A 23069-nucleotide genomic window follows, 5' to 3' on the forward strand; every position below is an offset into this window, starting at 1 on the left:
TCGTTCGTCTGTTCACCTACCAGAGAGGCGATGCGCGCTTTCGTCGTGACGTGTCAGTCATGGCCGCGCTGATCATGGCCTGCTGCGGCGCCACTGCGATCTACATCGTGGCCGGCGATCTGCGCATTCCACATCAGGCATGGCCGCTGGTCCTGCTACTGGCCGTGCTCGCCGCTTCCCTAATGCGCTGCGGCGGGAACATGAGCAAGGTGCTGCGTCACCCCATTGATTGGGATGGGCACGAACGCAGGCGCCGACAGTGAAACGCCTCCACGCCATCCTCCTGTTCCTATACCTCGCAGCCTGTGTCGCCGTGATGATCGGGAAAGAGGTGTGGATCTACTCACGCAAGAGGAAGCGTCATGGCCTGCGCCGGATGTGAACGCCGCCGTGAGTGGCTGAAGAAATGGGCAAAGGTGGCATATGACCGAGCGCGTGGAATCGTTACTGACCCAGATGCTGGAAGAGCAGCGCAAGACCAACCAGCTACTGCTGATGCTCGTGGAAGCACTGAGCGAAGAGACTGAGCAGGATGAAGAGCCGAGCACCTACATGGACGGCTCAAGGGTGATCTGATGGCCAAGCTTAAGATGCACAAGCCGCATCAGCTGAAGATGGCTGACACCCAGCCAGTCAAGGTTGCAGTGGTAGCAGATAGGCGCATCACTGGCCGCAGGCTACAGGCACGACGCTATGCCGTATGGCTGCGCGATCCCCGTTGCGCTGTATGCAAGCGAGTAGTGCCGTACCCTGCTGGGTTCGAGCTGGATCACATCGTTCCGCTGTTCATGGGAGGCGAGGACGTGGAAGCGAACTGCCAGGTGCTGTGCGTGCACGTCGAGATGATCGATGGCCAGCGTGTCAAGACTGGATGCCACGTCAGCAAGAGCGCGCTGGAGCAGTAGGCGCCCTGCCCTACTCCGGGGAGGGGCGGGTGAAAAGTCCAGAAGGCTCCGATGCAGGAAACCGCGCCCTCTCCCATTCGTAGATTTTTCATCCGTTAACCGAGGTTGTTAACAATGGCGTTAACTGAACAGAAGCGCCGGTATGCTGCTGCGCGGCTGTCCGGTATGTCAAAAAAGCAGGCCGCAATTGACGCCGGCTGCCCCGAAAAGACCGCAGCCCAAGCCGCGACCCGTCTGGAGAAAGATCCAGACGTTCAGGCCGCAATGGGCCGCTCGGTTGTCGTGGCGCAGCAGCGCAAGAACGAGCCGAAGATTGACCCAGATCCGCACATCCCTGCACAGGCCGGCGATCCGCTGGAATTCATGCGCTCGATGATGAACGACCTAGAGGCTGAGCCGAAGCTGCGGCTCGACGCGGCAAAGGCACTCGCGGCATTCACGGTCGCCAAGCCGGGCGAGCAGGGCAAGAAAGACCAAAAGGCCGACGCCGCCAAAAAGGCATCGGCAGGACGTTTCGGGCAAAGCGCTCCGCCGAGGCTGGCTGTCGACAATACAAGGTGATTTGAATGGAATGGTCCACTGCTTGCCCTGGATGGGAAGAGAGGATCGTTGCCGGTCAATCGCTTGTGCCGATCCCGCCGCTGTTCCCTGATGAAGCTCAGGCTGGGCTCGAAGTCATGCGCCAGTTGCGCATTGTGGACGCCCCAGGCAGTCCGACCATTGGCGAAGCGTGCGCGCCGTGGGTGTCTGATTTCGCAGGCGCCGTGTTCGGCTCATACAACCCCGACACCGGGCGCCGCGAGATCAAAGAATTCGCGCTCGTCATCCCCAAGAAGAACTCGAAGTCGACGATAGCGGCGGCAATCATGCTGACGCTGCTGATTCGCAACTGGCGGCAGTCGGCCGAACTGATCGTGCTAGCCCCAACTATCGAGGTCGCGAACAACGCCTACGCCCCTGCGCGGGATATGGTGAAGCACGACGAAGAGCTGTCCGACCTGCTGCATGTGCAGGACCACGTCCGAACCATCACGCACCGCGAGACAGGCGCAACGCTCAAGATCGTGGCCGCCGACTCAAACACCGTTGGCGGCAAGAAGGCCAGTTTCATCCTTGTTGACGAGATCCACCTGTTCGGCAGCAGCCCGAACGCAGAGAACATGCTGCGTGAGGCAACGGGCGGCCTAGCATCGCGCCCTGAAGGTTGCATCATCTACCTGACTACGCAGTCGGATAAGCCGCCAGCCGGCGTGTTTCTCCAGAAGCTGCAATATGCGCGCGGCGTGCGCGACGGCCGGATCGACGATAAACGATTCCTTCCGGTGATCTACGAATTCCCGCCGCGCATGATCGAGGCAGGCGAGCACCGAAAGCCCGAGAATTTCCACATCGTCAACCCGAACCTCGGCTACTCGGTAGACCGCGAGTATCTGGTGCGCGAACTGGCGAAGGCTGAGGAATCCGGCGAAGAGTCGGTGCGCGGATTCCTGTCTAAGTTCCTTAACGTCGAGATCGGACTAGCCCTGCTAAGCAACCGCTGGCCGGGCGCAGAGTTCTGGGAGACCCAGGCCCGCAAGGCGATCACGCTGGACTACATCATCGAGCGCAGCGAAGTCGTGACCATCGGCATTGACGGCGGCGGCTTGGATGACTTGCTTGGCCTGGCTGTGATCGGTCGCGACCGAGAAACGCGCGAATGGCTCGCGTGGTGCCGGGCGTGGGCGCATCCATCGGTTCTGGAGCGCCGCAAGGACATAGCTGCGCAGCTCCACGACTTCGCGCGCTCTGGAGACCTTGTGCTCGTCAAGCGTATTGGCGATGACGTAGACGAGGTGGCTGATATCGTCGAGCAAATCGAGGCTGCGGGCTTGCTGCATCAGGTCGGCCTCGACCCGGCCGGCATCGGCGCGATTCAAGAGGCTATCGCCGTGCGCGACGTGGATCAGGAGAAGCTGGTTGGCGTCAGTCAAGGCTGGCGGCTCGGCGGCTCAATCAAAACCGCAGAACGAAAGTTGGCTGAGGGCGGATTGATCCACGCTGCTCAGCCAATGATGAACTGGTGCTGCGGTAACGCCCGCGTGGAGCCCAAAGGCAACGCAATCCTTATCACCAAGCAGGCCAGTGGCTCGGCAAAGATCGACCCACTGATGGCGCTGTTTAACGCCGTGTCGCTGATGGCTGCGAATCCTCCCGGCCAGGCAAACATTAACGACTTCTTAGACAACCTGGTGATCGCCTAATGGCAACCCTCAATGACCCCGGATTCTGGCAGCGGTTCTGGAGCCGACTCTCCGGACGCGCCCGCCTGGAAGACGGCGAGCGGGCCCTGCCTTTCGATTCACATACAACCCCATCTGGCTCCACGGTCGGCCCTGATTCATCGCTGAGGCTGTCGGCGGTGTGGGCGTGCGTGCGGCTCAGATCGCAGACGATTGCATCGCTGCCGTTGCACCTACGAGCAGAAGACAAGTCGCTTGCCAAACAGCACCCGCTCTATCGATTGCTGCATTCCTCGCCGAATGCGGACATGACGGCGAGTGAGTTCTGGGAGGCGCAGTTGGCTTCCTTGGACTTGTGGGGGAACTCGTTCGTACTTATCGAGTGGGACGGCCGGCGTGTCGTGTCGCTGACGCCGCTCAACCCTGAAAAGGTCGTGGTTGTTCGCAGCAGCTCAGGCGAGCTGACATACGAGTACACCAAGGGCGGAAAGGTTACTGTCTACCGCGAGAACGAGATCCTGCACCTGAAAGGCTTCACGCTCGACGGGATCATGGGGCTTTCGCCCATCCAGTTCGCAGCCGAAACCATGGGCGGGCTGATGGATGCGAACCGGGCCGCAGCCAGGGAGTTCCAGAACGGCCTGAAAGTTGGCGGCTTCCTCAAGACAGGCGCCACCACTCTCCAGAAAGATCAGCGTGACCGACTGCGAGACTCTCTTTCTCAGTTCGGCAGGCCAGAAAACGCTGGGAAATGGATGGTTCTCGAGGCTGGAATGGAGCCCGCAAGTGCCCAGGGCATACGCATGAACCCGGCAGACGCTCAGCTTTTGGAGTCTCGTTACTTCGGAATTGAGGAGATTTGCCGAGCATTCGGGGTTCCGCCTCAGCTGATCGGGCATACCGACAAGGCTTCGAGCTGGGCTTCGAGTCTGGAGAACACCAATCTCGGCTTCCTGACCTACTCGCTGCGCCCTGTGCTGGTGCGGATAGAGCAAGCCATTACGAAAAAACTGCTGCTCCCCGAAGAGCGTGACCAGTACCGGCCGAAGTTCGCGGTCGAGGGCTTGCTGCGCGCCGACTCCGCCGCGCGGTCGTCCTTCTATTCGCAAATGCTCCAGAACGGCGTCATGAGCCGCAACGATGTGCGCGCGCTGGAAGATCTGCCGCCGGTCGAGGGGGGGGACGCGCTGACCGTACAACTGAACCTGACCACTATCGACAAGATCGGTGCTCCGGAGGAGACCCCATGAACCACAAAACTCTGGACGTATCATTCGAGATCAAGGCTGTCAGCGATGACGGCCTTTTTTCTGGGTACGGTTCTGTCTTCGGGAACGTCGACGGTGGCGGCGATATCGTCCACCGAGGCGCTTTCGCCAAGTCGATTCAGGAGTGGGAAGGCCGCAAGCGTATGCCGCCCGTGCTCTGGAACCACGACCGGAACGAGCCAATCGGCGTGTATACGGCCATCCGGGAGGACGAGAAAGGGCTTTACGTAGAGGGGCGGCTGCTCGTTAACGATGTTCAGCGCGCTCGAGAGATTCACGCGCTGATGAAGGCCGGCGCCCTGGACGGTATGTCCATCGGTTACGGCGTCCGCGGCGCTGATCGGGACAAATCGACCGGCGTCCGAAACCTCAAGGAGCTGCGCCTGTTCGAGGTCAGCATCGTCACCTTTCCGATGAATGAAGAGGCTACCATCGACGCGGTGAAATCCGCGCTTGAGGAGGGCTCTCTGCCCACTCTGCCCGAATTTGAGAGGTTCCTGCGCGAGGCAGGCTTCTCGAAAACCCAGGCCACTGCAATCGCAAGCGGCGGGCTGGCCAAGTTGCTCCGGAGTGAGTCCGGCGACACCGAAGCGAAACAAACGCTAAGCGATGCGCTGGCGATTCTTACCAAATCTGCATAGGGATTCACTCAAATGTCCGAAGAAAACCAACTGGTCCAACTGACCACCGAGTTCAAGAAAGCCACCGATGAAGTCAAGAAGCTTGGTGAAGACATCACTGGCAAGATGGCTCACGGTGAAAAGATCACCGCCGACCTGAAAGAGCAGGCCGACAACGCTCTGACCCTGATGAACGGCTTCAAGGCGCGTGTTGACGACCTTGAGCAAAAACTGGCGCGCCGCGGTGAAGAGCGCGAGCAGCAGCAGCACAAGAGTTTCGGCGAGCAGTTCGTGGAGTCGCAAAACTTCAAGGGCCTGGCTGAATCGAACTCGCAGCGCGGTCGCGCCGACATGCAGTTTAAGGCGACGATTACTCTGGCAACTACCGATGCCGCTGGCTCCGCTGGCGATCTGGTACAGAACACCCGTCTGCCTGGCATGATCATGCAGCCAGAGCGCCGCATGACTGTCCGCGACCTGATCACTCCCGGCCGCATGGATGGCAATGTTCTTGAGTACGTGCAGGAAACCGGCTTTACCAACAACGCTGGCATGGTCGCTGAGGCCGGCCTGAAGCCTCAGTCGGACATTCAGTTCGAGCTGAAGAACACCAGCGCGAAGGTCATTGCGCATTGGGTTAAGGCCTCGCGTCAGATCATGTCCGACGCGCCAATGCTGGCCAGCTACATCGACGGCAAGCTGCGCTACGGCCTGGCTTACAAGGAAGAGCAGCAGCTGCTCAACGGTGACGGCCTCGGCCAGAATCTGCTGGGGATCATCCCTCAGGCGACTGCATACGCCGCTCCGTTGACCGTAACCGGCGCAACCACTATCGACACGCTGCGTCTCGCGATGCTGCAGGCGGTGCTGGCTGAATTTCCGGCCACTGGCCACGTGCTCAACCCGATCGACTGGGCCGGCATCGAGCTGACCAAGGATGCCGAGGGTCGCTACATCATTGGGCAGCCGCAGGGCGTCGCTTCGCCGACCATGTGGGGGCTGCCGGTCGTTGCCACCCAGGCAATTGTCTCCGGCAAGTTCCTGACCGGCGCGTTCAAGCTTGGCGCCCAGCTGTTCGACCGCTGGCAGTCGCGCGTCGAGGTGGCCACCGAGAACGAAGACGATTTCGTCAAGAACCTCGTGACCATTCTTGCTGAAGAGCGCCTGGCTCTGGCGGTTTACCGTCCAGAGGCTTTCATTTACGGCGACATTGCCCCGGTAGTGACTCCGTAACTCAGACGGGGCCGGCTTCGGCCGGCCCCTCTTGGAGGTGAGAGATGGCAAAAGTTACATATGACGTGAAGCGGGAGCACTACGGCGATAAAGCGTATGTGACCGGCGACACGCGAGAGCTTGATCCCAACGAGGCGAAGCGCCTCGTCGAATTAGGCGTTTTGGCAGAGCAAAAGCCCGCCAAGTCGCCAGAAACCAAGGCCGCTAAGGCCCCCTCGAACAAGGCCATGAAGGCCGCACCCGAGAACAAGTAAATGCTGATTACCGTCACCCCTGCAGCGGTCGAGCCGGTCACGCTGGAAGAGGCCAAGGCCCATTTGCGCGTCGATCACGATGCGGATGACGGCCTGATCAGTTCGCTTATCACCGCGGCACGCGAAGCCGTAGAGCGTTTTACTGGCCGCGCGCTCGCCGTTGCGACTTACCGGTGGGCCTCTGAGGATTGCGGTCCGTACCTGCTGCCGATCTGGCCGGCAACGGTAACAGTTGTCTCATCGGTTATTAACGGTTCGCGCGTAGACGCGGATTCCTTTGAATTCGACGCCGACAGATCAATTGTTTCTGGCGACTTCGGAGCAGCTGTGCGTGTCGAGTTCACTACTGAGCCCGGCCACGTGCCGGAATCGCTCAAAGCCGCGATCAAGCTCCGAGTCGAAGCCATGTATGACGCATCTCCAGACGAAAAGGAGACGCTAACCACAGCGGCCGACCTAGTGGCGCAACATTTCCGGATGAACATGGGCGTATGAAGACACTCTCGTATCGACTCCGCCACCGGATTACCTTTGAGCGACCCGGGCTGGCGCAAGATCCGGTCAGCGGCGAGATGATTCCTGGCTGGCAAGTGTTCGCTGAGAACGTTCCGGCTTCAATCGAGCCGCTTTCCGCACGAGATTTCATTGCCGCGCAGGCGAATCAGTCGGAAATCACAGCTCGAATCGTCATTCGCTACCGCGAAGGCATCCTGCCGACGATGCGAATTCTGCACCGCGGCAAGGTCTACGCGATCCAGGGCGCGCTACCTGACGCCCATTCCGGGCTTGAATACCTCACTTTGCCGGTTTCCGAGGGTGTATCTGATGGCTGACTCCGTTGAATTCAGCATAACGGGCCTCGATTCGCTGCTCGGCAAGCTGGATTCGGTGACGGATGACGTCAAGCGCAAGGGTGGGCGCTATGCCCTGCGAAAAGCCGCGCAGATCATCGTCGATAAGGCCAAGCAGAACGCGCAGCGCATCGACGACGCTGAAACTGGCCGAACGATCGCAGACAACATCGCAATGCGCTGGAACGGGCGGTTATTCAAGCGCACTGGCGACCTTGGGTTCCGTATCGGCGTTCTGACCGGCTCGATTCGCAACATGGAGCCGGGCAACCCCGACACCGGGCCTGGCGGCGCGACTCCGCACGCAATGCTGGTCGAGCTTGGAACCGAGAAAGCCCGCGCTCAGCCGTACCTTCGGCCGGCGGCCGAGAACAACATCGGCGAAGTGGTGGATGAGTTCGTGCGGCAGTACGAGCGCGCAGTCGATCGGGCCCTGAAGCGGGCCGCAAAAAGACAGGCCGCAGGGGGCAGCTAATGTTCGCACCGATATTTGAAAAGATCGCCGCAGATCCGGCGTCGACCGCGCTGCTAGGCGCTGCCCCGACCCGGCTGTTCCCCGCAGGCGAAGCGCCGGAAGGCGTGGCGTATCCATACGCAACCTGGACCCAGATCGGCGGCAGTCCAGAGAACTACATCAGCAACCGACCGGATATCGACTCTTACGCGATTCAGGTCGATGTGTGGGCGAACACGCTGGCTAGCGGTAGAAACGTCGCTACGGCGCTCAGAGACGTTATCGAGACGCACGCTCACATAACGCGATGGCGCGGCGAATCACGCGACCCCGAAACCGGCAGCTATCGAATCAGCTTCGACGCGGACTGGTACGTCCACCGATAAACCGAGTCAACCCCAACAACCCGCCAAGTGCGGGTTTTTTTATGCCTGCGCAATCGCGCAATCAAGAAACCCGCAACGGAGATACATGAATGGCCATTCTTTCCCAAGGCTCGCAGGTCTACATGCTGGCCGAGAGCGAAACCCCCGGCACCTTCGAGGTTGTCGCAATCGCCTGCGCTACTGCTTTCAACCCGGGCGGCGCTCCGGCTGACCAGATCGAGACAACCTGTCTCGAGGAAAACGACCGCTCGTATATGCCAGGCCTGCGGACTCCGGGCCAAGCATCGCTCACCGTCAACTTCGACCCGAGCGAGCCGAGCCACGTCCGTATGTTCGAGTTGAGCCAGATGAATCCGGCTCCGACTCTGAAGTGGGCGCTGGGTTGGTCTGATGGCACAGCAGCACCGACCGTTGCTGTTGGCGGCGAAGACTTCGAACTTCCCGCGACCCGGACCTGGTTCACCTTCGAAGGCTACCTGTCCGACGTGCCGTTCGACTTCGCACAGAACAGCGTCGTTTCCAGCGCCGTGACCATTCAGCGCTCCGGTGGAGCCGCACTGATTCCGAAGGCATAACCATGCAGCTGAGCATTGATTCCCTCAAGCAAATGGGCGCCTTCACCGGCGCCCCGGTCGAGCGAGAAGTGAAGTGGAAGCAGGGCTCGCAAGAGTTCACCGCTACCGTGTTCGTTCGCCCGCTTTCCTACCGTTCCGCCGTCTCTGACCTGATGGCGGCCGGCCAGAAGGGCGACGCTGTTGCTGGGCGCATTGCGTCATGCATTTGCGACGCCGATGGTAAGCCGGTGTTTACGCCTGGCGACATTACCGGAGACGCTGATCCCGAGCGCGGCCCGCTGGACGGCAACCTTGCTGTGGCGCTGCTGGCTGTGATCGCCGAGGTAACGAACCTGGGAAAGACGCCGAGCTGACCGAGGAGGAGGAGGTGTGGCATGAACTGGTCCTTTGCGGGGTCGGCGGCCGCACCATCGCCGAGGCGCAGGAAAGGCTCAGCTATTCGGAGTTCCTGCGCTGGGCGAAGTACCGGGCAAAGCGCGGATCGCTCAACGTTGGGATGAGGGTAGAGCGCGGCGCCGCCCAGCTGTCCGCGCTATATGCCAACGCGCATCGGAAAGAAGGTGCGCAGGCATTCCGTCTGACCGACTTCGCGCCATTCCACGATCAGCCTGTGCTTACCCTGGACGAGATGAGATCTTGGGTCTGAACCGTAATGCCCGCTTCGGCGGGTTTCTTTTTGCCCGGAGAAACTGAATGGCCAGCAAATCACTGGGCACATTGACGCTGAACGTAGTTGCCCAGGTGGGCGGGTTCGTCGCTGGCATGGACAAGGCCGAGCGCAAGTCGGCGAAGTGGAAGCGCGAAGTCCAGAAAAATATGGACGCGGCTGGCAAAGCCGTCGGCGCCGCGTCTGCCGTTGCGGTTGGCGCCCTGGCTGTTTGGGTCAAAAGCAGCATCAACAGCGCTGCAGAGATTGAAAACTTCGCCAAGCTGGCCGGCTCGTCCACTACTGAGTTCCAGAAGTTCGCGGCCGGCGCCCGCACTGTTGGCGTAGAGAGCGACAAGCTGTCTGACATCCTCAAGGATGTGAACGACAAGGTTGGCGACTTCCTCGTAACTGGCGGCGGCCCGCTCAAGGACTTCTTCGAGCAGGTTGCGCCCAAGGTCGGGGTGACAGCCGAGCAGTTCCGCAACCTCTCCGGCCCGCAGGCTCTTGGCCTGTACGTCGACACGCTGGAGAAGGCCGGAGCAAACCAGCAGGAGATGACGTTCTTCCTGGAGGCGATCGCCAACGACGCCACGCTTCTTGCTCCCTTGCTGCGTAATGGCGCGAAGGAAATGCGCGGCCTGGCCGATGAGGCTGAGAACCTCGGACTGATTCTGTCCGAAGAAACCATCGCAGGCGCAAAGCAGTTCAACGATGACTTGGACCTGCTCGGGCGCGTGGCTGGTGGCGTTGGTCAAGAGATAGCCGCCGATCTACTTCCTCACCTGCTGGAGCTGACGGATACCCTCCGCGATCCGAAGACGATTGAGGCTGCAAAGTCTCTGGCGTCGGGCCTGGTTACCGCCTTCAACTCGGTAATCAGCGGCGCAGAAAAGATGGTGTCGTTCATTCGCTGGGCGTCTGAAGAAGTCGCCGTAATGATGGGCGGCATCGGCCTTCAGGATATCGAGCGACTTGAAGAGGAGGCGACCAGGCTTCAGACGCTGCTCAACAAAATGGAACAGCGTGGCGAAACAGGTTATGCCATCTACGGCAGCACCAAGGACAGCTTCGAGAAGATCCGCGCGCAGCTCGACCAGGCATATGATCTGGCGGCGCTCGCCGAAAACCTTGGCAATGGAGGTTCGCCCGCGCCGCAGATGAGCGCCCCGGCATCTTCCGGCCTGAATATCCAGCCGTCATCTTCTGGTAAAGGTTCGGCAGCTTCCTCAAAAGCTGCGGCAGAGGCCGCGCGCGAAGCAGAGAAAGCACTCCGCGCGCAGCAGGCGGCAATTGATGCCGTCAACGAGGCGCAGGAGCGAAACAATCAAGAGGCGCTCGCCATCCTCGATTCGCTGATGAGCGAAGAGGAGCAGATTAAGCAGTCCTACGAGCGTCGCCGCAAGATCATCATGGATGCGAGTCTGCTGACTGAGCAGGAAAAGAACGAAGCCATCCTCGGTCTGCAGCAAGAGCACGACGAGGCGATGATTGAGGCCAATGGCAGCTACTGGGAGCGCTACCTGCTCGCGGCAGAAGACAGCCTGATGAGCTTCGACGAGCTTTCCGGCTCCCTCGTGGAGAACTTTGCGTCTCGCATGGGTGACGCCTTCGCCGATGTCGTGTTCGAAGCTGAGTCCGCAAGCGATGCAGCTAAGCAGATGGCTGAGCAGATGGCGCGCTCGGTTGTCAGTGCGCTTGCTGAGATGGCGGCCCAATGGCTTGCCTATCAAGCCGTGCAACTGCTGGTTGGAAAGACGACACAGGCCAGCGCCGCAACAACCATGATCGCGAATGCGACAGCAGCATCTATGCTGGCCGGCATCAACGCATTTGCCTCAACAGCTGCAATTCCTTATGTCGGCCCATTGGCCGCGCCTGGCGCGATGGCGGCTGCCCTCGCCGCAACCACTCCTCTTGTTGGCGCAATCGCTAGCGTTTCCCTCGCAGGCATGGCTCACGACGGTATTGATTCCGTGCCAGCTACCGGCACTTGGCTGCTGGAGAAAGGCGAGCGCGTCACGACCGCGGAAACCAGCGCCAAGCTCGACAAGACGCTTTCTGACATTCAGAGCGGCGGCACCGGAGCGCCTATCGTGAACATTTACGAGGACGCCAGTAAGGCCGGGACGGTCAACAGCCGACAGGAAGGCGGGCAGAACGTCATCGACATATTCGTCGCGGACATCATGGCGGACGGTAAAAGCAGCAAGGCCATAAGCCGTGCGTATGGCTTGCAAAGGAGCGGTTCATGATCGAGTACCCACGCGAGTATCTGCCGCTCCCGTTGCGCGAGGGGTACGCCTTCCAGGCCGTCAGCCCCATGCAGAGGACGGAGATGCAGAGCGGCAGAGCAAGGCAGCGGCGCCGGTTTACATCGGTTCCGACAATGGCTTCGGTCGCATGGATCTTAGATGACGTGCAGGCGCAGCTGTTCGAGGCATGGTTCGAGGATGCACTGAAGTCTGGCTCGGAGTGGTTCGACTGTCCCCTCAAGACGCCAGAAGGCAGCATCCAAAACTATGCCGCGCGTTTCACAGACATCTACCAAGGCCCGGCTCTTGTCGGCAAAAGCCACTGGCGCTTTACCGCTGAGCTTGAGCTGCGCGAGCGTCCAATCCTGCCGCCAGGCTGGGGCAACTTCCCCGGCTTTATCGCTCAACAGAGCATCATCGACCTTGCGCTTAACCGGGAGTGGCCAGAAGCATGACCATCCTCGAGCAAGTCTATGCCTCGGGCGGCGACGTTCTGCTGAATACGTTGGAGCTGTCGTCTGCGGCTTGGTCTGAGCCCATTCTGCTGTGCGACGGATTCGAAGATCAGCACTGCATTACCGAGGATGGCCGTCCCGTTGTCTTCATGGCGTCGGGCATTGCCGTAGCGCTGCCTGATCGCGGAACCAGCGGCGGGCAGACGCTCACCTTCGCCATCGACAATGTGACAGGCGAGGCGCAGCAGAGGATTGATGCGGCGCTCGAGGCAGAGGAGCGCATCATCCTAACGTACCGCTGCTATCTCGCCAGCGACAAGTCCGCACCGGCCGAAGCCCCGTATCGCATGACGGTCCTTGACGGCGAAATCAACGGTGCGACAGTGCAGGTCGAGGCCGGTTACTACGACCTGATAAACAGCGCATGGCCGCGCGATCTATACACCACCGAGTTCGCACCAGGGCTGAAGTACCTATGAGTTGGCTAGACGCATATCGCGACGTTCGATACCGGGACGGGGCGCGAGGGGAAGTCGTGGATGGCGTTGTCGAGCACGACTGCTGGTCGCTGGCTCGCACGGTGCGGCATGAGGTCTACGGCAAGCCGCTGCTGCCTTCGTGGGGCCATGTCCGCAACACTATGCCGCGCGAGTTCGCCCGGGCGCATGAGGCGGTCTCGTCGGAGTGCCTGGAGGAGTGCGCGCCGGAGGTTGGCGCTGTTGCTGCCGTGTTCCGTGCTCGCCTCGTTACCCATGTCGGCGTGGTTGTTGAGGTCGATGGTCGCTTGGCTGTGCTCGATATCCGCGGCGATGGCCTGCCGGTGCGCTGGCAATGGGTGGCTGACTTCGAATCCCGCTACCTGCGCGTCATCTATTACAGGGACAAGACATGATTCGGATTTATTCGAGCAAGCTGACCGGAGAAGTGGTTGAGCAGCATGAAGCCGGCGGCTGCACGCTTGACGCCTGGCTGTCTGCCAATGTCCGCAGCTACAAGCCGATGGCGTCGCCGCCGATCAGCGCGCACCTGAACGGTGAACTGTTGGCGGTCGAGGACTGGCCGCGCGTTGTGATTGGCGAGGGCGACACGCTTGATATCTATCCGGAGCCGAAGAACGATACATTCAACCTGCTGTTCAACCCGGCGTTTCACTCGAAGATCGGCATCATGCAGTTCTTCATGCCGGATACGCCGAAGCAGCGCGATACAAACCGCAAGGGCGCGGATCTTGATACCGTTTCGGCTCGGGGAAACCAGGTCAAGACCAACTCCGTTATTCGCGAGATCGCGGGTCGGCACAAGGTCTACCCGGACTACTTGCTGCCGCTGCGTCGGTATTTTGCGGCGCCGACCGAGCAGTGGGCAGAAATGCTGCTTTGCATCGGCAAGGGCAAGTTCGATCTGCCGGCGAGCCGTATTCTGGTCGGCGACACGCCGCTGATATCGCTTGGCTCTGACGCGCAATATGCCATCTATCAGCCTGGCGCCGACCTCTCGGCCGAAACAGCCGCTATCTGGTGGCATTCTGCGCCGGAAGTCGGGTCGAGCAGCACCGGTTCGGCGGGGCTTGAACTCAAAGCCACGTTTGGCGTCAGCCCGACGCCGACGGCGAGCACTTACCTGTTCGATGGATACACGGTCACGGTCCCTGCCGGCGCGGGCTCCTTCCCGGAAGGCTGGGCCGCGGGGATGATCGTACGCATCGTCGCGCCGCAGTCGTACACTGTCATCGATGGCGGTGCGTCCCGCGACATCCTAAGCGGAAAGCTTGCGTGGTTGGCGCCGTTCCCCGGCATGGTGCTGGAGATGGCTGGCGCCTTTGAGGGCAGCTTCGTCGTCAACAGCTACACGCCTGGCGTCGATGGCGCAGACGACCAGATGACGCTCAACTATGTGAATGGATCGCCTGCGACTGGCTTCCCGGCTGGTACGGCATCACTGAGCATTGGCTATGCCGGTTTGCGCTACCGTCTGACTGCAGCCAGCACGTCGGCAATAGCTGTAGAGCGCATCACAGATACGGGCGGCACTGACACGGTTTCGTGGCCTGGCTTCAATTCGTTTTCATCGACGACCGCCACGATCGAGCTTGACGGCTCGACGCAAGAAGGCAATTGGTGCGGGCCGTTTTCGTGCTGTCCGACCGGGGAGAAAGCAACGCAGATCGAATGGGACGTGATGTTCCCGAACGGCCTGATGCACATCGGCAGCAAGGGGCAGTACATCACCCGATCGGTGACGGTCGAACTCCAGTACCGAGACATCGAGACGGCCGGTGCATGGCAGTCGATAACCAAGACCTACAGCCAGAAAACGTTGGATCAGATCGGGTTTACCGAGCGCTTGACCTTTGGCACTCCAATGCGTGCCGAGGTGAGGATGCGTCGGATTGGTGCCGCGTCTACTGACACCAACATAATCGATGAGGTCCAGTGGTACGGCCTACGAGCCAACCTTCCCATTAAAAAGTCGTATGAAGGCGTCACCACTATTGCGCTTCGCATCCGTGGTGGAAACCGGCTTTCGTCCAAGTCGGAGCAGCTGATCTCGGTCGAAGCCACGCGCGTGCTTCCGGTTCGTAATGGAAACGGCAGCTGGGACGTTGAGACGCCAACGCGCGACATCGTTCCGTGGATTGCCCATGTTGCCCGCTCAATCGGCTACACGGATGCAGACCTTGACATGGCTGAGCTTGATCGCCTTGGCGCGATTTGGGCGGCCAGGGGCGACTACTTTGACTATTCGGCTGACTCGTCGATGACGGTCAAGCGCATATTGAACGATGCCATGCAGGCTGGGTTTGCAACTCTGACGATAGACAGGGGGCGCATCCGCCCGGTGCGAGATGAGCCGCGGACGACGTTCGAGCAGACATACACCCCGCAGAACATGACCGGGCCTCTGGTCCGGCAATTCAGCGGCCGCAAGCCCGATGATTACGACGGGGTCGACGTGGAACACCTTGACGGCGTCTCGTGGCAAAAGGAGACCGTTAAATGCCGGCTGCCAGGCGATCTAGGCCTTCGGGTCCAGAAGATCAAGGTTGATGGTGTGACCGACAAAACCCGCGCGTGGAGGATCGGTATGCGGGAGCGGATGATTCAGAAGTATCGCCGCTGGGGTTATCGCTTCTCGACCGAGCTTGATGCTCTCAACAGCCGCTACCTCAGCTACGTGCCGCTTCAGGACGACGTGCCAGGCTACGGCCAGAGCGCTGTGATGCTCAGTTACGAAAGCGGCATCATCGAGTCGTCCGAGCCGCTGGACTGGTCTGCGGGCGGCTCGTATGTCATCGGCATCCGCCGGCCGGATGGCACGCTTTCAGGTCCATACGCTGCGACCCGCATCGATGACTATCGGCTGTCGATCGCTGGCTTGGACTTCGAGCCCGACACGTCCTGGAGCATCGAGCCACCGCACCTGCTGTTCGGCCCGGTCAACCGCTGGAGCTATCCGGCGCTGATCACGTCAATCAGCCCGAGCGGCACTGACGGCGCATCGGTCGAGGCGGTCAACTACGACCCGCGCGTCTACACCTACGACGACGCAACCCCGCCAGCCTAACAACTAGCCAACACCACATACCGGACACGGCCCGCAAGGGCGCCGTGCGGATTAATTCGCCCGCTGCTTTATAATGGCCGCTTTCAGTCAAGGAAGCGCCGTCATGAAGCAATGGGTTTTTATTCTGCTAATTGGAGCAGTCATGACGACCTATAACACCGGAAATGCAGTCGGTTCGACTGACGCACGAGACCTGTCCGACAACGCGCAGAATCTGGACTATTTCAGCGTCGGGACTGAGTTGGATTACCCAGACCGACTTGGCGTGCCACGTAAGAGCTTGGCGGGTCTGAGGCAACAGGTAGCCGACTGGCTGGCCGCCCAAGGGTGGGAGGCAGTAACAATCCAATACGCAGCCGGCGCGGTAATACAGCGTCCGACCCAACTTATAGAGCGCGGGGGCGAGCTTTACCGAGTGCGATTGCAGTCCGATCTACCGCTCACGCTCACCGGTACGTTCGCGACCGACTCACCAAAGTTGGTGGCTGTCGGAAACCAAGCATTGCGCGACATGTTGTCAGCATCCGATGGCGCCACTCGTGTCGGATATGGTGCGGGCACTGTCGAAACTGCACTGGACGACCTGAACACCAGCGTCGATAGCCTTAACGCGCAGGTCCCTATATCTCCAACCCAATATGGCGCCGTAGGCGATGGGGCTACAAATGACGCGGCCGCATTTACCGCACTGGAAGCGGCGGTAACCGGACGGACTATTGACCTGCTCGGCAAGACTTACCTTGTAAGTTCGGTGCCTGCTAAAAACGCCTACGTGAACGGCTCATTCAAAATCGGCACAGCAACCTATCCCGCCGCATTGTTCAACAGTTATCTGGCGGGCGTCCCGAAATACACCCCCTACGGAAATCAGCTGCGCAACCTCAAGGAGGCGCTTGGCAATCCACTGGTTCAATTCGTCGGCATCGTAGCAGTCGGCGACTCAATTACATGGGGGCGCACTCTACCGGACAACTCCAGCGTGGACCCGCGCACCTCGCTCCTCGATACTGCTCGCGATAATGCTTCGTCCCCGAGCTTCTGGAACAACTTGCGGCGCTATGTTGGTGGCCAGTACATGAAGGGTGCCACGCTGACGCTCACGAACTGGGCTGCGTCTCCGTCTGGCGAGTCGATTGCGACGTACACCAAGCCGGTCATTATTTATCCGAAGGACGGCCCGTTCACGCTGACTAGCTCGGGATCGAACCAGACCGCCGTGTCGGCAGTTCGGTCTTTCAGCCCTACCGGCTGGATGTACACGCTCGCAGACGGTAACGGCAGCGGCACGTCCAGCCAGTCGATCAGCTTTAACTTTACTGGGACGCAGTTCACGCTGATATTCCGGGCCACAAATACAGGCGACTTTAACAATTATGACGTGCTGGTTGATGGGGTTAGCATCGGGACATTTACAACTCAGGACGGCGTAGACGGCGTGGTTTCAGGCGACAACAATCGCCGCACGCACACGTTTAGTTACGTGCGAAACAAGACGGTCACGATCCGCACAAACTCCACCGGCCTGACGGGTGTACGTCGCCTATATCTCGAAGGTATTGAGATTCCAAAAACTGTTCGATTCACCAATCAAGGCGTAATCGGTCAGACGGCGCGAACATACGACCTTTACAACCTGTCAGGCAGCTACTCCAGCCCGACCGCTGTAACGAATCGTGATCAGTTCATCTTCTGCCAATTCGGCACGAACGACCGTGGTGATACGAGCGTGCCTCCGGGCGCGGCAGAGTTCGAACGGTCAATGCAGGCCATCCTAAATCGACTGATGCCGCTGGGCGATGTCATTCTGATGGTGGCGGGACCTGTAGCCGACTCCATCGAGCCTCCTGCGCCGGCCTATATGACCATGCGCGACGTTCGCGGCGTGCTGAGCAAGGTTGCAAAAACTAACAGCCTGGCATTCATCGACAACCTCGCCGCGTTTGAGTCAATTGCGCCATCGGTAATTCTTGACGGCGACACCCACCCTAATGCCCTAGGGCACGCAATCATGTCGCGCAACATCATCAATTCACTCGAATCGCAGTAACCGCAGCGCCTAACAGCCCCGCCAGTCGGGGTTTTTTTCGCCTGGAGAAAATCATGACCCTCTCTGAAATACGGGAGCGAGCCATAGCGCCCGCTCTCGCGCTGCTGCCTGCACTGATGTCGAGCCCAGAGGCCGAGATCATGCTGTTGGCTATCACGCAGCAGGAAGATCCGGAACAGCGGCGCCGCCAGTGGCCGACCGGTCCGGCCCGCGGGCTACTGCAGTTCGAGCAGGGCGGCGGCGTGCGTGGCGTGCTGAGTCACCCATCGAGCCGTGACCATGCCCGCCGAGTGTGTGCGGCGCGCGGCGTTGCGCCTGAGCCTGCCGCCGTGTGGGCTGCACTCGAGCGTGACGATGTGCTGGCGTTCGCCTTCGGCCGGCTGCTGCTCTGGACTGACCCGAAGCCGCTGCCCGGAGAGCATGACGCGGCTGGCGGCTGGGCGCTGTATGAACGGTGCTGGAGGCCAGGAAAACCTCATCCAGAGCGCTGGCCGGCTCGATTCGCCGCGGCCGTGCGTGAGGTGATGCGATGACCGCCTGGCTGAAGTTGGTCCCGACTTGGTCCTACTGGGTCCTTGCCTTGGTCCTTGTAGCTTGTTGGCAACAGATCCGGGTGTTATCGGCTCAGTCTGCGGCCTCGAAGGCACAGGCCGATCTGGCCAACTACCGAACCGAAGTCAGCGATCGGGACCGGCGTGCGGCGCTGTACGTGATTCAGGAAAACCAGCGGCGCCAGGCCGCAACGGAGAAAGCAGATGCAGAGGCACAGGAACAACTGGCTGCAGCGCGTACTGATGCTGAGCGCGCTGGGAGTGCTCTTGAGCGGCTGCAGCAGCGCCTCGCAGCAGCTGAGCAGCGCAGTCGTGACGCCGGAAATACCATCACTGCCCAGCTCAGCCAGGCAGCCGAAGACGCCGCCCGAGTGCGAGCCGACCTGCTCGGCCGGGTTGGAGAGGCTGCTCAACTCTATGCTGGAGTCGCCGACGAGCGAGGAATAGCTGGGTCGACGTGCGAGAAAGCGTATGACGCGGTGAAGGGGAATTAGAGTTGCCCGGACGGGCGAGGACGGTAGACCGGAACTCCGGCCTCCTGTGCTGCGGTGATCATGTCTTGCGTTCCGCGGCCGCCCGGGAAGGCGACCACGCCATCGGGTTTCAGCTCGAGCATCTGCCGGTTCCGGATCGGGCCGGCGCGCTTGCCGTGCTTCTCCCATTCGGCCCGACAGCGGGTCAGCTTCACGTCGCGGTTCAATGCCCATTCACGGGCCCAGCGATCGGCGCCTGGTGCTTCGCCCTGGATGATCTCGCTGATGCCGCGAGTGAGCAGGATGTGGTCGAGCACTTCGAAAACGCGGGCGCGGTCGGCGTAGTCGCGGCCTCCGCAGACGATGATTCGGACTGGCATGTTATATTCGCTCCAGGTGTTCAGGCGCGGCTCTGTGCATTGGCGGAATCTTAGGACAAATTTAGGACAAAACGCCCGCCGCTCCATTCCGCCATACGCCGCAAGTCTGGCGATCCAATGCGGTCTGTAGCGGCGCAGAGCGGTGCTAAATTTGCTCGTTAAGGGTTCAAATCCCTATCTCTCCGCCACTATTCGAAACACTGGAAGCCCCGCCGCACTAAGCCTGCAGCGGGGCTTCTCAGTTTTCGGCGCTCCGTTTAGGACAAATTTAGGACAAAAACGGCACATTCAAGGCCGTTCAGCGCCGCTTTGCGCCGTCCTGAACCCCATCATTTCAGATACGATGCCAGCCATGCTTTTGGTGTCTGTCGGTATCCATCGGCCGTAGTGCTTCTTCACCATAGTTGTGTCGGTGTGCCCAAGCTGCCGGGCTACCCACTCGACCGGGACATAGCTCGATAGGGCTTGGCTGGCAAACGTGTGCCGACACTGATTGGCGCCACGATGGCGGACGCCAGCTTTCTTCAGATGCGCCGTGAACCACTTGCTCACGGTCTTGCCATTCCAGACGACGCCACTTGCTGAGTTGCGAAACAGTGGTGTGATCGTCTCCTTCCTTCTCGTCACGTTGTCGCGCTGGACCACCTCGATCTTGATCGGCTCCGATCCTTTGGCGTCTTCCAGTACCTGCCGCAGCAGCTCAAGCGCCGGGTCGATCAGTTCGACCGTTCGTGTGCGGCTGCGCTCCTTCGGCACCTTGTAGTCGCCCACGACCAGGGCGCGCCGCACATTGACGATTCCCGCATCAAGGTCCAGGTCTTCAATCGCCAGCGCCACGATCTCTGACAGGCTCAGCCCGGCCCAGCAGTTGAATAGGACCATCCGCACGTCGGTCATCCGCTCCGGGTCGGCCTTGGCGATCTGCTCGATTTCCTCGCGGCTGAACGGGTCGGCGTGCTCAATCTCGCTGTCCGTATCGACGTTGGTGATCCGGTCCAGCGGGTTCGCCTTCAAGATCCCGTCGCCGAACGCATCGGCCCAAACGCCACGAACCACGGTGAACACATCATTGACGGTCTTCGGTGCCAGGCCGGATTTCAGAAGCTGCGCCTGGAACAACTCGAGATCGCTCTTGCTGATGTCCACGATCCGGCGCTTGCCGAATTTCTCATCGACTCGCCTGGCCTTGCTGGCGTAGTTGATCACCGTGCTCTCGGCCTTGCGTGCCCGCATCACCTCAAGCCAGCGGTCGATCCCTTCCTTGACCGTCCGCCTAGTGTTGGGTCCGCCCGATCCAGAGAAGATCACTGCTCGCGGCGATTCCGGGAAATGCGCCGCGTAGTCGAATCGCCCCTCCTTGATTTCGGCCAGTATCGTGCGGCGCTTGTTGTCGGCGTAGGAGATCGATGCCTTGTTGATCTTCGATACCCCTGGCAGCGGCTCCCGGCACCGCTGGCCGTGGAGCATGAACGAGATGCGCAGTTGCTTCCCGTTGATCTCCACGCCGGGCGGTAGCTTTATAACTGGCCCCCCATCCATGCCTCAATCTCCCTTCTGTTGTAGACGACTCGGTTGACCGGGTCTTTTCGCCAGTGCTTCCCTTCCAGCCATTGGCCGCCCGAACGATACTTGCGCGCTGCCTCGGTTGATATCCCGAAGTGCGGGAACAGTAATTCCTGGCGGAACCAAAGGCCCGGGGTGATGTGGTAGTACTCAAGTTTCTCTGCTGCGCCCATCCCTCACCCCCTCACCGTTACGCCGGCTGCTTCGATGGCGGCACGGCAGTGTTTGACCGCCACGCCATACCCGCTGTCGAATTCTTCGCTCGTGTTCGGGCAAGCCATCATCGATTCTCGGTGTGGCAACTCAATCACCACGTTCTCCCGCCCCTTCTGGTAGAACGCCACGGCCACATTCCGCATCTGGTCCTTCACGTCCTCGAACTGCTCGCGGAACGGCTGCCTGTCCCACCACGCCTCGAACTCTGCTATCGCCTTGTCTGTGTGCATGTCTATCTCCTGCTGCGTGTGGGGTTGGGCGGTGCGCTTGTTTCGTGCTTGCCGCTTCAGGCGCTTTCGTTCTGCGGCTGCGATGCGGCGGAGGTCGTCGGGCATAATCTGCTTTGCCGGCTTCGGCTCAGGAAACATGGCGGCAATCTGCGATGTAAGCCCAAGCGCTGCCCCGATAACTAAAACGCGGTTCAATGACTTGCTCATTCACGCCTCCTTCGCAGCCATGGCGGCGCGCAGCGAGTTTTCTGCGTCACGGCACAGCTTGAGTCTGCGATTGATCCCGACCCCGGACCCGTTTTGCTCTGCGTCCAGCCAAGCAATGGCCTTTCCTGCTGCATCCCTCAGCCTATCCCGCTCGGCGGTCACGGCTGACAGGGCGGCGAGGTAGTCGGAGTGACGCACCCATCCGCCTTGATCGCATGAATTCATCGCCGGCATGTGGTCGCCTTGGCTGATCGGCGTGTACCGGCGAAGCTGCACCCCTTCCGCCTCTGCGGGCTGGGCGATGAATGCTCGAAGCTGCTCGGCGATTTCATCCCATGCCGAAAACGACTGGCTTCCCAATACGTCTGCCGCACGACTCAGCAGCTCCCGATCAACCAATACCTTGCTCATTCTTTCATCCTTGCGCCATGTGGCGCGTCTGGTTGTTCTTTATGCGCCGGGCAACCGGAAGCCTCACCCCTGGCCGCCGATTCTTCAGTGCGCTGTAGATGGATCGCTCGCTGTGCCCTAGGATCGCGCAAGCCTCAGGCGCCATAGCGCCGCCAAGCCGAAGCGCGCAGTAGTCGTCCAGCACCTTGTCGGTGATCTTGATCTGCGGGCGGCCTCGGTGCGGAAAGGCACGAGACGGCGGCCATGGGCATTCCAGTCCGCGTCTGGCCAGCCACTTGCGCAGGTCGCTCGACGTGGCGTAGCCGATCTGGTGCGCTGCCTGCTCAATGCCGATTCCGAGCGCGTGCATTCGGATGGCTGCCTTGCCTACAGTCTCACCGGTATCAGCGAAATAGTCGTCAGAGATGGTCATTCCACTGCCTCCAATGCCGTTACCGGGTAAATCTGCACGCTGTTGCGATGCGCGCTGCTCTCGACTGCGTAGCCTTCCTTGGTCTGCTCGGTCGAGTACCAGCCAACCACGCGGCCTTCCCACTCGCTGCCGGTGGACTTCTTCACGAGGTCGCCCATGCTGAACTTGCCTTGCGGGGCGGTCTGCGCGATGGGGGCGGAGTTCATGCGGGAAATGTCGTCCCACATTTCGCGCGCGCCCTCATGGAAGCCACTGAAATATCCATCTTCGCGCTTCAAATTCTCGGCCGTTTCGACATCGACCTCTGGACGTGGCGGCATACGGATAGGCTGCTGCTCGGTCTGCGCGGGGCGGGTGTCTAGCGCAGAGCGGGCCTTCCATGCGAACCATGCTGCCTCGGCATTCGCCCAGATATAGACGCCGCCCTGTCGATCCAGGCGAATATCCTCTGGTGCGTTTTCGTCCGTATCGTCGTAGTCCTCGCGAACGGCTGTGTTGTGCTGCATAACCCACGCCTCGAAGGCGGTGCGCTCATCCTGCGCCGGGGCTGGCTCCATCGCCGCCTGCCCATCCCTGAACCCCTGCGCTGCGGCTGTGGCCATGTCGACGGCGGTGTAGGTGTCGGTGGGTTCGGGCTGCCGGGATAGGAAGGCGTCAATTCGGTCAATCAGCTCAAGCGTTTTCCCGCGGAAACCGACTTCTGTCTTCATCACCAGAAGCTCGCTGTATGACTCGCGCAGCAGAATGCGCATCGCTTCGTTCTCCGCCTTCGCAGCCCCCAGCTCAGCGCCGATTCGCCCGGCTACCTTCAGTGTGTCGTTCATACCTTGCTCCATATGGCAGCGTTATTCAGTTCCGCCTCGGTGGCGTAGCGCGGGTTACGGCTCAGCGCCT

At 60.6% G+C, this 23069-nt stretch carries 30 protein-coding genes and 1 pseudogene; 24 read left to right on the forward strand and 7 right to left on the reverse strand.

What is annotated here, in order from left to right:
- From ACN0TA_RS17980 to ACN0TA_RS18095, 24 genes are all read left to right on the forward strand, one after another.
- A partial coding sequence (locus ACN0TA_RS17980; RefSeq protein ID WP_417585532.1) for a phage holin family protein occupies positions 1-263 on the forward strand: 263 nt, incomplete at its 5' end.
- A gap of 172 nt (positions 264-435) precedes the next feature.
- Positions 436-576: a hypothetical protein gene (locus tag ACN0TA_RS17985; RefSeq protein ID WP_417585534.1), complete on the forward strand. Its 141-nt coding sequence runs from the start codon at positions 436-438 to the stop codon at positions 574-576.
- Complete coding sequence (locus ACN0TA_RS17990) at positions 576-905, forward strand: HNH endonuclease (protein WP_417585536.1); 330 nt, start codon at positions 576-578, stop codon at positions 903-905. Before ACN0TA_RS17985 ends, ACN0TA_RS17990 begins: the two co-directional genes overlap by 1 nt.
- Before the next feature lie 114 nt (positions 906-1019).
- The gene (locus ACN0TA_RS17995; RefSeq protein ID WP_417585538.1) at positions 1020-1466 is read left to right on the forward strand and encodes a hypothetical protein; all 447 of its coding nucleotides are present in this window, start codon (positions 1020-1022) and stop codon (positions 1464-1466) included.
- A gap of 5 nt (positions 1467-1471) precedes the next feature.
- Positions 1472-3145 (forward strand): terminase large subunit, encoded by a 1674-nt coding sequence (locus ACN0TA_RS18000; RefSeq protein ID WP_417585540.1) that lies wholly within the window; start codon positions 1472-1474, stop codon positions 3143-3145.
- Positions 3145-4374, forward strand: a complete 1230-nt coding sequence (locus ACN0TA_RS18005; RefSeq protein WP_417585542.1) for a phage portal protein — start codon at positions 3145-3147, stop codon at positions 4372-4374. The genes ACN0TA_RS18000 and ACN0TA_RS18005 overlap by 1 nt, the downstream gene beginning before the upstream one ends.
- Positions 4371-5033: an HK97 family phage prohead protease gene (locus ACN0TA_RS18010; protein ID WP_417585544.1), complete on the forward strand. Its 663-nt coding sequence runs from the start codon at positions 4371-4373 to the stop codon at positions 5031-5033. Before ACN0TA_RS18005 ends, ACN0TA_RS18010 begins: the two co-directional genes overlap by 4 nt.
- A gap of 12 nt (positions 5034-5045) precedes the next feature.
- Positions 5046-6245, forward strand: coding sequence for a phage major capsid protein (locus tag ACN0TA_RS18015; protein ID WP_417585546.1), 1200 nt, complete (start codon positions 5046-5048; stop codon positions 6243-6245).
- Positions 6246-6289: 44 nt separating this feature from the next.
- Positions 6290-6499, forward strand: coding sequence for a hypothetical protein (locus ACN0TA_RS18020; protein WP_417585548.1), 210 nt, complete (start codon positions 6290-6292; stop codon positions 6497-6499).
- On the forward strand, positions 6500-6994 hold the full coding sequence (locus ACN0TA_RS18025; RefSeq protein ID WP_417585550.1) for a head-tail connector protein: 495 nt from the start codon (positions 6500-6502) through the stop codon (positions 6992-6994).
- On the forward strand, positions 6991-7332 hold the full coding sequence (locus ACN0TA_RS18030; protein ID WP_417585552.1) for a phage head closure protein: 342 nt from the start codon (positions 6991-6993) through the stop codon (positions 7330-7332). Before ACN0TA_RS18025 ends, ACN0TA_RS18030 begins: the two co-directional genes overlap by 4 nt.
- Positions 7325-7825, forward strand: coding sequence for an HK97-gp10 family putative phage morphogenesis protein (locus ACN0TA_RS18035; RefSeq protein ID WP_417585554.1), 501 nt, complete (start codon positions 7325-7327; stop codon positions 7823-7825). Before ACN0TA_RS18030 ends, ACN0TA_RS18035 begins: the two co-directional genes overlap by 8 nt.
- A complete protein-coding gene (locus tag ACN0TA_RS18040; protein ID WP_417585556.1) occupies positions 7825-8190 on the forward strand; it encodes a DUF3168 domain-containing protein in 366 nt (121 codons plus the stop codon). The genes ACN0TA_RS18035 and ACN0TA_RS18040 overlap by 1 nt, the downstream gene beginning before the upstream one ends.
- 89 nt (positions 8191-8279) lie before the next feature.
- Positions 8280-8765, forward strand: a complete 486-nt coding sequence (locus tag ACN0TA_RS18045) for a phage tail tube protein (RefSeq protein ID WP_417585558.1) — start codon at positions 8280-8282, stop codon at positions 8763-8765.
- Between the two features lie 2 nt (positions 8766-8767).
- On the forward strand, positions 8768-9118 hold the full coding sequence (locus tag ACN0TA_RS18050; RefSeq protein WP_417585560.1) for a phage tail assembly chaperone family protein, TAC: 351 nt from the start codon (positions 8768-8770) through the stop codon (positions 9116-9118).
- Positions 9119-9132: 14 nt separating this feature from the next.
- Entirely contained in the window at positions 9133-9411 is a 279-nt protein-coding gene (locus tag ACN0TA_RS18055) for a hypothetical protein (RefSeq protein WP_417585562.1), read from the forward strand.
- Positions 9412-9458: 47 nt separating this feature from the next.
- Positions 9459-11666: a hypothetical protein gene (locus ACN0TA_RS18060; protein WP_417585564.1), complete on the forward strand. Its 2208-nt coding sequence runs from the start codon at positions 9459-9461 to the stop codon at positions 11664-11666.
- On the forward strand, positions 11663-12121 hold the full coding sequence (locus tag ACN0TA_RS18065) for a hypothetical protein (protein ID WP_417585566.1): 459 nt from the start codon (positions 11663-11665) through the stop codon (positions 12119-12121). The genes ACN0TA_RS18060 and ACN0TA_RS18065 overlap by 4 nt, the downstream gene beginning before the upstream one ends.
- Positions 12118-12600, forward strand: coding sequence for a DUF1833 family protein (locus ACN0TA_RS18070; RefSeq protein ID WP_417585568.1), 483 nt, complete (start codon positions 12118-12120; stop codon positions 12598-12600). Before ACN0TA_RS18065 ends, ACN0TA_RS18070 begins: the two co-directional genes overlap by 4 nt.
- Positions 12597-13013: a hypothetical protein gene (locus tag ACN0TA_RS18075; RefSeq protein WP_417585570.1), complete on the forward strand. Its 417-nt coding sequence runs from the start codon at positions 12597-12599 to the stop codon at positions 13011-13013. The genes ACN0TA_RS18070 and ACN0TA_RS18075 overlap by 4 nt, the downstream gene beginning before the upstream one ends.
- A complete protein-coding gene (locus tag ACN0TA_RS18080; RefSeq protein ID WP_417585572.1) occupies positions 13010-15685 on the forward strand; it encodes a host specificity factor TipJ family phage tail protein in 2676 nt (891 codons plus the stop codon). Before ACN0TA_RS18075 ends, ACN0TA_RS18080 begins: the two co-directional genes overlap by 4 nt.
- A gap of 103 nt (positions 15686-15788) precedes the next feature.
- Positions 15789-17732: a GDSL-type esterase/lipase family protein gene (locus ACN0TA_RS18085; protein WP_417585574.1), complete on the forward strand. Its 1944-nt coding sequence runs from the start codon at positions 15789-15791 to the stop codon at positions 17730-17732.
- 53 nt (positions 17733-17785) lie between these two features.
- Complete coding sequence (locus ACN0TA_RS18090) at positions 17786-18265, forward strand: hypothetical protein (protein ID WP_417585576.1); 480 nt, start codon at positions 17786-17788, stop codon at positions 18263-18265.
- Positions 18262-18777, forward strand: coding sequence for a DUF2514 family protein (locus ACN0TA_RS18095; protein ID WP_417585578.1), 516 nt, complete (start codon positions 18262-18264; stop codon positions 18775-18777). Before ACN0TA_RS18090 ends, ACN0TA_RS18095 begins: the two co-directional genes overlap by 4 nt.
- On the opposite strand, the gene ACN0TA_RS18100 is transcribed toward ACN0TA_RS18095, so the two are convergent.
- The 7 genes and pseudogenes from ACN0TA_RS18100 to ACN0TA_RS18130 form a co-directional block, all read right to left on the reverse strand.
- A complete protein-coding gene (locus tag ACN0TA_RS18100) occupies positions 18774-19136 on the reverse strand; it encodes a DUF2493 domain-containing protein (RefSeq protein ID WP_417585580.1) in 363 nt (120 codons plus the stop codon). The genes ACN0TA_RS18095 and ACN0TA_RS18100 overlap by 4 nt on opposite strands.
- 288 nt (positions 19137-19424) lie before the next feature.
- Positions 19425-20675, reverse strand: a complete 1251-nt coding sequence (locus tag ACN0TA_RS18105) for an Arm DNA-binding domain-containing protein (RefSeq protein ID WP_417585582.1) — start codon at positions 20673-20675, stop codon at positions 19425-19427.
- On the reverse strand, positions 20654-20872 hold the full coding sequence (locus ACN0TA_RS18110) for a hypothetical protein (protein ID WP_417585584.1): 219 nt from the start codon (positions 20870-20872) through the stop codon (positions 20654-20656). Before ACN0TA_RS18110 ends, ACN0TA_RS18105 begins: the two co-directional genes overlap by 22 nt.
- A gap of 3 nt (positions 20873-20875) precedes the next feature.
- Entirely contained in the window at positions 20876-21352 is a 477-nt protein-coding gene (locus tag ACN0TA_RS18115; RefSeq protein ID WP_417585586.1) for a hypothetical protein, read from the reverse strand.
- A complete protein-coding gene (locus ACN0TA_RS18120; protein WP_417585588.1) occupies positions 21353-21763 on the reverse strand; it encodes a hypothetical protein in 411 nt (136 codons plus the stop codon).
- Positions 21764-21767: 4 nt separating this feature from the next.
- Positions 21768-22175 (reverse strand): hypothetical protein, encoded by a 408-nt coding sequence (locus tag ACN0TA_RS18125; protein WP_417585590.1) that lies wholly within the window; start codon positions 22173-22175, stop codon positions 21768-21770.
- Positions 22172-22339 (reverse strand): annotated as a pseudogene (locus ACN0TA_RS18130) (DfrB family trimethoprim-resistant dihydrofolate reductase); the annotation flags it as partial. The pseudogene ACN0TA_RS18130 and the gene ACN0TA_RS18125, both read right to left, overlap by 4 nt.
- Between the last annotated feature and the right edge of the window lie 730 nt (positions 22340-23069).

The organism is Pelagibacterium sp., assembly GCF_048264985.1.
Lineage (GTDB): Bacteria > Pseudomonadota > Alphaproteobacteria > Rhizobiales > Devosiaceae > Pelagibacterium.